This is a genomic window from Pseudoflavonifractor sp. AF19-9AC (assembly GCF_003478995.1).
Lineage (GTDB): Bacteria > Bacillota > Clostridia > Oscillospirales > Oscillospiraceae > Lawsonibacter.
Map to the genome: position 1 here is coordinate 265,264 of NZ_QUGI01000005.1, position 9,035 is coordinate 274,298.

At 56.7% G+C, this 9,035-nt stretch carries 10 protein-coding genes; 4 read left to right on the forward strand and 6 right to left on the reverse strand.

The window, feature by feature from the left end; all coding sequences use genetic code 11:
* Positions 1-8 precede the first annotated feature (8 nt).
* From DWX58_RS10510 to DWX58_RS10525, 4 genes are all read left to right on the forward strand, one after another.
* On the forward strand, positions 9-716 hold the full coding sequence (locus DWX58_RS10510; protein ID WP_158579263.1) for a Crp/Fnr family transcriptional regulator: 708 nt from the start codon (positions 9-11) through the stop codon (positions 714-716).
* Between the two features lie 220 nt (positions 717-936).
* A complete protein-coding gene (locus DWX58_RS10515; RefSeq protein WP_118643635.1) occupies positions 937-1,569 on the forward strand; it encodes a DUF308 domain-containing protein in 633 nt (210 codons plus the stop codon).
* A 9-nt stretch (positions 1,570-1,578) separates the two neighbouring features.
* Positions 1,579-2,043 (forward strand): TspO/MBR family protein, encoded by a 465-nt coding sequence (locus tag DWX58_RS10520; protein WP_118643637.1) that lies wholly within the window; start codon positions 1,579-1,581, stop codon positions 2,041-2,043.
* A gap of 134 nt (positions 2,044-2,177) precedes the next feature.
* Positions 2,178-3,131 (forward strand): alpha/beta hydrolase, encoded by a 954-nt coding sequence (locus tag DWX58_RS10525; RefSeq protein WP_118643639.1) that lies wholly within the window; start codon positions 2,178-2,180, stop codon positions 3,129-3,131.
* 47 nt (positions 3,132-3,178) lie between these two features.
* Here DWX58_RS10525 and DWX58_RS10530 read toward each other — a convergent pair whose 3' ends face one another.
* The 6 genes from DWX58_RS10530 to DWX58_RS15225 form a co-directional block, all read right to left on the reverse strand.
* Positions 3,179-3,874 carry a DUF6320 domain-containing protein gene (locus DWX58_RS10530; protein WP_118643641.1) on the reverse strand — a complete coding sequence of 232 codons (696 nt, stop codon included), beginning with the start codon at positions 3,872-3,874 and terminating at the stop codon, positions 3,179-3,181.
* Positions 3,847-5,163, reverse strand: coding sequence for a hypothetical protein (locus DWX58_RS10535; RefSeq protein ID WP_243093421.1), 1,317 nt, complete (start codon positions 5,161-5,163; stop codon positions 3,847-3,849). The genes DWX58_RS10530 and DWX58_RS10535 overlap by 28 nt, the downstream gene beginning before the upstream one ends.
* Positions 5,164-5,490: 327 nt before the next feature.
* Positions 5,491-6,498 (reverse strand): TRAP transporter substrate-binding protein, encoded by a 1,008-nt coding sequence (locus tag DWX58_RS10540; RefSeq protein ID WP_118643643.1) that lies wholly within the window; start codon positions 6,496-6,498, stop codon positions 5,491-5,493.
* A 71-nt stretch (positions 6,499-6,569) separates the two neighbouring features.
* Positions 6,570-7,865: a TRAP transporter large permease gene (locus DWX58_RS10545; protein ID WP_118643645.1), complete on the reverse strand. Its 1,296-nt coding sequence runs from the start codon at positions 7,863-7,865 to the stop codon at positions 6,570-6,572.
* 3 nt (positions 7,866-7,868) lie between these two features.
* Positions 7,869-8,393, reverse strand: coding sequence for a TRAP transporter small permease (locus DWX58_RS10550; protein WP_158579264.1), 525 nt, complete (start codon positions 8,391-8,393; stop codon positions 7,869-7,871).
* Between the two features lie 225 nt (positions 8,394-8,618).
* The coding region (locus DWX58_RS15225; protein WP_158579265.1) for a hypothetical protein at positions 8,619-9,035 on the reverse strand (417 nt) is incomplete at its 5' end.

Here is a 9,035-nt window from a genome sequence, read left to right on the forward strand (position 1 = left end):
GACCGGACATGATGCATCAGGAGGAACTGCTTTCTGTGTTAAAACGCGGGCTGCTGTTTCGCAATATGGAAGATGGGGAGATCCTGGAGGCGCTGGAGGCCATAGAATCCCACCGCAGAACCTATCCCAAGCGAGCCCTGGTGATGCGGGATGGAGATCTGATGTCCCAGGTGGGCGTGATCTTATCCGGAAATCTCCACCTGTTTCATATTGACGCCAACGGAAACAGCAATTTGATGGAGGAACTGGGCGCGGGAGAGTCCATTGGCCTTTTGAACGCCATCGGAGGATACCGCCTGCATATTTCGGCGGAAACCACACAGGAAACCGAAATTTTGTTTCTCAATGTCAGCCAGCTGCTGCGAAACAATGTGCTGACCGCTCCGGTTCAAATCCGGTTCTTGCAGAACCTCACCCTTGCGGTGGCCCAGCAGGCTCACCGCCTGACCCGGAAGCTGGAGGATAGCATCCGCCGCTCCACCCGGGAGCGCTTGCAGGACTATCTGTCTGATCAGTACCACAAGGCGGGCAGCCGGACCTTCTCCATCCCCCTGAACCGGCAGGATCTGGCGGATTTCCTCTTTGTGGACCGCAGTGCCATGTCCAATGAGCTGTGTAAGATGCGGGATGAAGGGCTGTTGAAATTTGACAAGAGCAAGTTCGAGCTTCTGATCGAGATGCCCATTACCCAGGAGGAACCGGATCCCAACCAATAAATCACCCTATCACGAAAAAACAGGTGCCCCGGAGACATGGATCGTCTCCGGGGCACCTGTTTCTGTTTCCGTTGGCTAAACAACCGCAGAATTCTTCCCGGTTTGCTATGATGACAACAGACCTCAGGCAAACAAAGAACTGTCTGGGAGAACATCGTTCCCCCATGCGGCAGCGCATGGGAGGCGGAACGGTCATACATACAAATGGGAGGAATATAAAATGAAGCAGAACCATAATTTGCCCCACACCATACTGGATGCGGAGTATCAGATCATAGACGGAGAGGAGAAGCTGGAGGAAGGCGTACAGAAAGGAGGGGTGATCACTGCACTCGTTTTGGGAGCTCTGGGCTTGACGGCGCTGTTTTTCCCTGTGGCAGTGGGAACAGGCTTCGCGTTTTTCATTACCGTAGGGGTGTTTCTTTCCGGACTTTCCCAGGTCATGCTTTTTGTCCGGGAAGACAAGGAGAAGCGCAGCGGCTGGATGCTGGCAAATGGGATCCTGCTGGTGGCTGCGGCGGGGCTCGCTCTTCTGGGGGCGCTGATGGGCGAGCTTGGGGTTCTGCAGATGATTGCCTCCGTCTCGTTCCTTATGGGTGTCCTGACCATGTCCGTGGGACTGAGCCAGATCACGTCGGCGCTGGGAGAAAACCGCAAGGCACCGGGACGGGGCTGGGTGCTGCTGAGCGGAGGCCTGAACCTTCTTCTGAGCATTCTGATGTGCGTCAATCCAATTGTCAGCTGGTTCGCACTGACCACAGTGTGGGGAATCTATCTGGTGACGGCGGCCATCGCCCTGTCCTTTATGCTGTGGTCGACGCGGCGCAGACCCCACGTCTCTTCTGCGATATAGGAGGTTTTTATGAAAAAACTTGGTTTTATATTCTTTCCCCTGCTGGCCCTGGGGGCGGGTATGCTTTCCGGCTACCTGGCGGCGCCCGGCCTGGCGTCAGTCTATCCCTTGCTGGAAAAATCAGCCCTGACGCCACCCGGGGAGGTGTTCCCGGTGGTCTGGACGGTGCTGTATCTCCTGATGGGCATCGGGCTTGCCATGGTGGTAAAGCGGGGCGGAAAGGGGACCGGAAGGGCGGCACTTCTTTGGTGTGCGCAGCTGGCCGTGAATGTTTCCTGGAGCCTGCTGTTCTTTGGGGCCGGAGCATATTTGGAGGCGCTGATCTGCCTGGGAATTCTGTGGATGCTGATTCTGCTGATGATTCTGGCCTTTCACTCCGTCAGCCGCTGGGCGGCCTGGATCCAGATTCCCTATTTCCTGTGGGTGAGCTTTGCAGGCTATCTGAACCTGGTGGTTTGGCAGCTGAACCCGTAGGGCAGATTGTTCCCCTAATCAGGAAGGAAGAAGTTGCAGAACAAAAGCATGGTTTGCGTTGTGGATGCAACGGCATTTAGAGCGCTGATATGGTATGATAAAGATACACCACGGCACAGAAAGGCGGGTTCTCTATGAATTCCAAAATCAATCCCCCCAAGACCCAAAAAGAAAAGAGTGAGCTGTTCAATCAAAAGCTTACCGATGCCATGATGGCCGCCCTGAAAGCAATTCACAGCGCAGCCTCTCCCGATTCCATGGATGCAGAGGACCTGGCCCGGCAGAGAAAGGGGCAGGAGGTTCTGGGACGGCTCATGTCTCCGCCTATCGGCTTTAGCTGGGAGCCGTTTTCCCTGGGTGAGATGCCCGCAGCCTGGGTCCGCCCCGAACGGGGACACAGCCGCAGCAAAGTGATTCTCTACTGCCACGGCGGAGGATACACCAGCGGAAACCTGGGCTATGCCCGCGTCCTGGCCGCCAAGATGGCCAGCGCAACTGGGTACGAAGTGTTGGCGTTTCAGTATTGCCTGGCCCCTGAGTTCCCCTATCCCGCGGCGCTGGAGGATGCCCTGGAGGCCTGGGAGTATCTCATGCACCAGGGATGGGGCGCCAAAGACGTCATTGTGGCGGGAGACTCGGCGGGAGGAAATCTGGCTCTGGAGCTGACACTGGCCCTGAAGGAAGACGGACGGTTCCTGCCCGGACGGCTGGTGCTCTTCTCTCCCTGGACCGATATGACGGCCAGCGGAGCGTCCTACACCCAGCGTGAGGCGCTGGACCCTATGCTGACCAATCGCTATATCCACTCGGTGCGCAGCGCGTATGCCCCCGATGCGGATTACAGTCAGCCCCGATTTTCTCCGCTGTTCGCCGACCTCTCCGGACTGCCGCCCACTCTGATTCAGGTGGGGGAGCGGGAGATCCTGTACTCCGACTCCCAGCAGCTGCAGGAGGCTATGATCTCCGCAGGGGTTCCCTGCGTACTGCAGAGTTGGCCGGATATGTGGCATGTGTTCCAGATGTTTCCCTTAAAAAGCGCGGGCGAGGCCATGGCTTCCATGGAGGAATTTTTGAGACAGTTGGGATGAAAAAAAGCAGGGTCTGCCGTATGGCAGACCCTGCTTTTTGATTTGGCTCAGAAGTGGAACCGGCGGCGTACCTGGCGGCGCAGATTGGGGCGGGTGCGGATCACGGCCAGCGGGAGCATAAGGGTGATGCCCACTGCCGCGGCAATGAGGGACCACATGGGCTGGTATGCCCCCAGAAAACGGTCTATGACAAATTCCAGCCAGAGCAGGAAGAGAACTGTGCCTCCTAAAATCAGCAGCGCCCGGCTGAGGAACGAGCGCTTTTTGGCGGCCAGCCAGATGGCCAGCAGAATAAGGGAAAAACCGGCCCAGACAGGCAGAGCGATCCCATAAAGCCATGTGCTCCCGTGGGATAGCGCTCCGATCAGCACCAGCAGTCCGCCCACAGCCAGCAAGTCAAGCAGGAGCAGAACCGCCGAGGGAGCCCGTCGCAGCAGGAGCGGGGGGACCAGCCATACCCACAGCACGGCGCAGGCGCCTGCCACAAACAGGGACCAGGGCACGCCGCGCCACAAGAAGAGATTCAGCAGTCCGCAGCAGATTCCGGTACACACGGCCATGGCGCTGAGCAGGATGGCAAGCTCCCGGTGGTCCACCGGCTCCACCTCCTGGCGCTCCAGGGGGAAGTTGGGCGTGGCCTGAAGGTCCGGCGGACAGACGGGATTGATGACCGGGGTCTGGCATAGGGGGCATTGAACGGCGTCCCGGTCCAGCTCTACTCCGCAGTTGACGCAGTATGACACGGTGTACACTCCTTTCGGTTGGAGGTGATTTTGACATGCAGGCCTTCACGGACCAGCGTGCGGAAAAACTCCCGTTCCACATCGCTCTCCCGGACCGTACCGGCGAAGGTGATCTCCATAACGTCACCAAAGCTGATGGCGGCGCAGTTGACCCGGGGGGTGTAGGACTGCCCCAGCACCACCTCCATATGATGAATGAGGGATTCCATCTCTTCCGGCACCCGAAAGATGCCGGGATTTGTAAAGGTGGTGGAATATGGGCGGCTTCCCGCAATGCGGTAGCCCAGGTCCATGGCAAAATTTTTCAGCGGAGCCGGTACCAGCTGAAGGGGCAGGATGTGCTGGAGAGAGACATTTTTGGTAATCACCGCCTGCATCTCCTGCCGGGTGATGTGCAGGCGCATATGGTGGTGTACCTGAGCGATGATTTCGTCCAGCGTGTAATCGCCCAGCTCCGGATTGATGCTGGGCCGGACGGTGAGAATAAAGTTTCGAAGGGTCGTGGAGGGGAAATAGGGCCGCAGGTTAATGGGCACAGCCAGAGAAACCGGCAGCTCCCGCCGGTGTCCCTCCCGCCGCTGACGGATCAGAATAGACTGCAGCAGTATGGCGGCCAGATACTCGGTAATGGAGGCCCCGTGGCTTTTGGCCGCGGCGTGGAGCGCCCGCACAGACACAAAGCCCATGGTCACGTTCAGTGTATAAAAGGGTTCCGGCGTCCCGTTGCAGGCATAGGCCTTGGGTTCCCGCATGCTGAGGTGGACCCGGGAGTGGGCGTATCGGGCATAGGCATCTTCCCATTCCTCCGCCTGGGGAGGCTGCGTGATGTCCAGAATCCCGTGAGTGTTGGGAATGGTATGCCCCATCTCTCTCAGGTACACAGCCAGCAGCGTTTTGAACAGAACCAGGGCCCCGCCGCCGTCTGCCAGCGCGTGGAATACCTCCATGGAAATTCGCTTTTCGTAATAGAAAAAGCGGATCAGCTTGTCGTGGTTCTGAAAACGCACCGGTTGACAGGGGTTGCGGATGTCCCGCTGCAGGGTGGGGCCCGGTCCGTTGTCCCGCTCAAAATAATACCAGAAAAATCCCCGGCGTATTTTGACCTGAAACCCCGGAAAGCGGGGCATAGTTTTGGCAATGGCCCGCTGAAGCACTTGTGGATCCACAGGGTCCGTCATCACGGCGGAAAACCGGTACAAAGCGGAATAGTTTCCTCGCTGGATGGCGGAATACATCATGGCCGCATTGTCCAGGTGATACCATGGCTGGGAAGAAGCTAAGGGTTTCACGCTGTTTTCCCTCCTGCCGATAAAGAGTCCGGACTATATATGGTATCATTATAGCATAGATGGGCCAAAAGGGACAGAGTTAGGGAGTTTATGCGCGGAGCGTGGGCACCTCCGGAAGAAAGAAACCAGAGGAGGTGGTCTCTCCAAACGACGTACAGAATCATCTGATTTAAAGTAGACAGAGAAGAGTAATTTAAAAGTACAAAATGGGTGGACAGATACTCTGGAGCCAAGCAATCTAACGACGTCCAGATATAAAAAACAGGCCGTGCGCAATTGCGCACGGCCTGTTTTGAGTGATACGAGGATACAACTAAGACGCGGAAATCAATACTCGTAGTTGATAATGGCATCGATCTGCTCCATGCCGCCGAAGGAATCTGCAAACTCTTCCCACACGACCTTGGAGGCCTCGCGGAAGGGCTCGGTGTCGGGATAAGTAATGGTAACGCCAGCTTCCTCCAGTTGGGCCAGGCTGTCCGCCTCGCTCTGCTCGTACAGGGCCCACTCCTCGTCGATCATGGCGTCAACCTCTTCCTGGAAAATGGCCTGCTGCTCTTCGGTCATCTTCTCCCAGACCTGCATATCCAGCAGGATGGGGCACAGCAGCTCGATCCAGCCGCAGATGGCCCAGTTGGGAGCCACTTCGTAGAAGGCCTTGCTCAGGTAGTTGACGTTGGAAGCCTCAGCGCCGTCCAGAACGCCGGACTCCAGAGAGGTGTACAGCTCGTTATAGGCCATGGGGGTGGCGCTGGCACCGAAAGCGTTAAAGGCGGCTACGTTGGCGGCACCCTCCTGAGTGCGGATCTTCAGACCCTTCAGGTCATCGATGCTGTTAACTACCTTGTCAGTGGTCATAATGTGGCGAGTACCTACGTTCAGGAAGCCCAGGAACTTGAAGCCGGCCTCAGCGCAGGCGTCAGCATACAGCTCGTCGCCCATACCGTCGCAGACGGCCTTACAGTGTGCCTTGCTGTCAAACAGCATAGGCATCTCAAAGATGTTGGCCTCTTCCACAAAGTTGGTGAACACGGCGTTGGCGGGGTCCACCATCTCCACGGTGTGCAGCTGCAGGCCTTCCACCACGTCACGCTCGCCGCCCAGCTGGTTGTCGGGGTAGACGGTCACTTCAATGGAGCCGCCGGTGGCTTCTTTGATGCGCTCAGCAAAGTTGTTGGCGGCGATGACAGCGGGCTCGTTGGCCGCGTGGCTCATGGAGAACTTGATGGTGATTTTGTCGCTGGAGCCAGAACCGGAGCTGCTGGAAGAATTGGAACAGGCAGTCATTCCAAGAACCATTGCCAAGGCCAGAAACAGTGCGGTAAGCTTTTTCATTAAAATTCTCCCCTTTGTTATAATAATTGAAACTGCCGATGCAAGAGATTACAATAGAGCTGGGACAAAAATCAGCCAGCCGCCATTCTGGGAATCCAGAGATACAGCTCCGGGAAATAGGTGGTGATCAGCAAGGCGATTACCATTGCCAATATGACCGGGAAACAGAATGGCAAGACTTCGCGTATACTCTTTCCGGTAAGGCCACAGGAGACGAACAGGGTAGCGCCATAGGGGGGAGTCACATAACCCACAGCCAGGTTCACACAGACGATGGTGCCGAACACCAGGGGGTCAATGTCAAAGCTGGTGGCCACGGGGAAGAGAATGGGCATCAATACGATGATAGCGGTGAAGCTCTCCATGAACATGCCGACGATGAACAGAGCCACATTCAGGAAAATGAGGAAGGCGAACTGGGAGTGAATGTTGGCGTGCATGAACTCGGTGAGCAGATTGGGGACGTTCTTGGCGGTAATGAACCAGGAGAAGATGTAAGCACCGGCCGTAATGATGATGATCATGGCGGCGGTCTCAGCGGACTTGAGAAGCAGCTGGGGCAGGTCCTTCAGGGTAATGCCCTTGTAAACGAACAGGGCAACGATGAGGCCGTACAGAACGGCAACTGAAGCACCCTCGGTGGCAGTGAACGCGCCGCCCACGATACCGAAGATGATGATAAAGGGCAGCAGCAGACCGGGCAGAGCCTTCCAGGTGCACTTAAGGGCGTGGCTCAGGACGAATTTGTCCCGGCTGCCGTAAGCAGTGCCAGCCTCAGCGGGGTGTCTGGCCACGTGGATGAAGGAGTAAATCATCAGGGAAATACCGACCAGAATGCCGGGGATGATGCCGCACAGGAACAGCTGTCCCACGGACTGACCGGTGGAATAACCAATCAGCACCATCAGGATACTGGGCGGGATAATGGGGCCGATGGCGCCGGCACCGGCCTGAAGAACGGTGGCAAAGCGCATATCGTAGCCCTTCTCACGCATGCTGGGCATCAGAATGGAGCCAACGGCGGCGGTGTCAGCAGTGGAGGAGCCGGAAATACCGGCGAACACCATGCTGGTTACCACACAGATCATAGCCAGGCTGCCGGGCACCCAGCCCAGCCAGGCCGAAGCGCACTCAACGATCTTCTTGGACAGACCGCCCTGGTCCATCAGATTGCCGGCCAGCATGAACAGGGGAATGGCCAGGATGGGCCAGCTGTCCAGACCAGTAAACATACGCTGAGGAATCAACTCAAGCGGGAATGCGCCGTCCAAAATGATACCGATGGTAGTGCCCATTCCCAGACCGACTACGATGGGTGCACCGATCACGAACAATGCCAGAATGGAAATTGCCATAATTGCCAGCATAGATTACGCCTCCTTTACCGCTTTGCTGTCTACTCCCTTGGAGCCGGCCTTGGGCCAGCCGTGGAGCAGATGTTCCACAAACAGGCGGAACTCTTCCAGGAAAATCAGCGCGCCGCCCACGGGAAGTGCGGCATACACATAGGACATGTGAAGCCGGAGGGCGGGAGACAGCTGTCTGGCCGCATTGGCGGTCAAGGTGACACCGTAGTAAGCCACGATGGCAAAGAAGACAAGAACCGTGATGTGAACGATGATTTCGGTCACATATCGAACCTTTGGGGGCAGCGAAGCGGTCACGATATCGATGGCCAGGTGTCCCTTTTTACGGGTCAGAATGACGCTGCCCATCATGACCAGCCAAACCTGCAGATAACGAGCCAGCTCTTCCGACCAAGTGATAGAGTGGTTGAACATATACCGTGCGAACACTTGAACAATAACCAGAATTGACAAAGCAGCAATCAGCAGAATTGCCGCGACATCTACAATTTTGCGTTCGACGTTGAAGAATGTATTAATAATCTTCATTGTTTCCTCCTTTTCTCTCATCTCTCATTTGCATTACAGCAAAGGATAGAGGGGGATCAGGAGCTACCGGTCAGGGAAAGTTGTGAAATGGAAAGAAAGAGGTGTGTACGGGCAGGATGTAGTTCATACATCTGCCCGTACAGCCCGAAAGAGCCCAAAACCAGTGGTTCCTGAAGTCAGCTCCGCCCTCTATGGGGAGGAGCTGGCCCCGTTGAATTTCAACTGTTATTCACAGCACCAGTCAATGATGAGGCCTGCGGCAATCTTGATGCCGGCGATGTAGTCCTCTAGGTCGACCCACTCGATCTGATCGCGGGTACCCAGGCCGCCGCAGTTGGGGCCGATGCCCACGGTGGGAGTGTGACCGTAGTTGTTGGGGAGGCGGACCTCGCTGGAGCCGTGATACTGGTAGATAAAGTCATCAAACTGCTTGACGTCGGTGATGACGCGCTCCACCAGCTTGACCACCTCGGTCTCGGGGGGAACGTAGGCGGGGTTGCCCTTCATGACGCCCTTCTCGATGAGGGGAGGATGTTTGGACAGCCAGGGATCGTCCTTGAAGTAGTCCAGCAGGAAGACCTTCAGCTCGTCAAAGACGGACTGGACGGTCTCGTCATAGCCGAAGTTCACACGGCCGGTGAT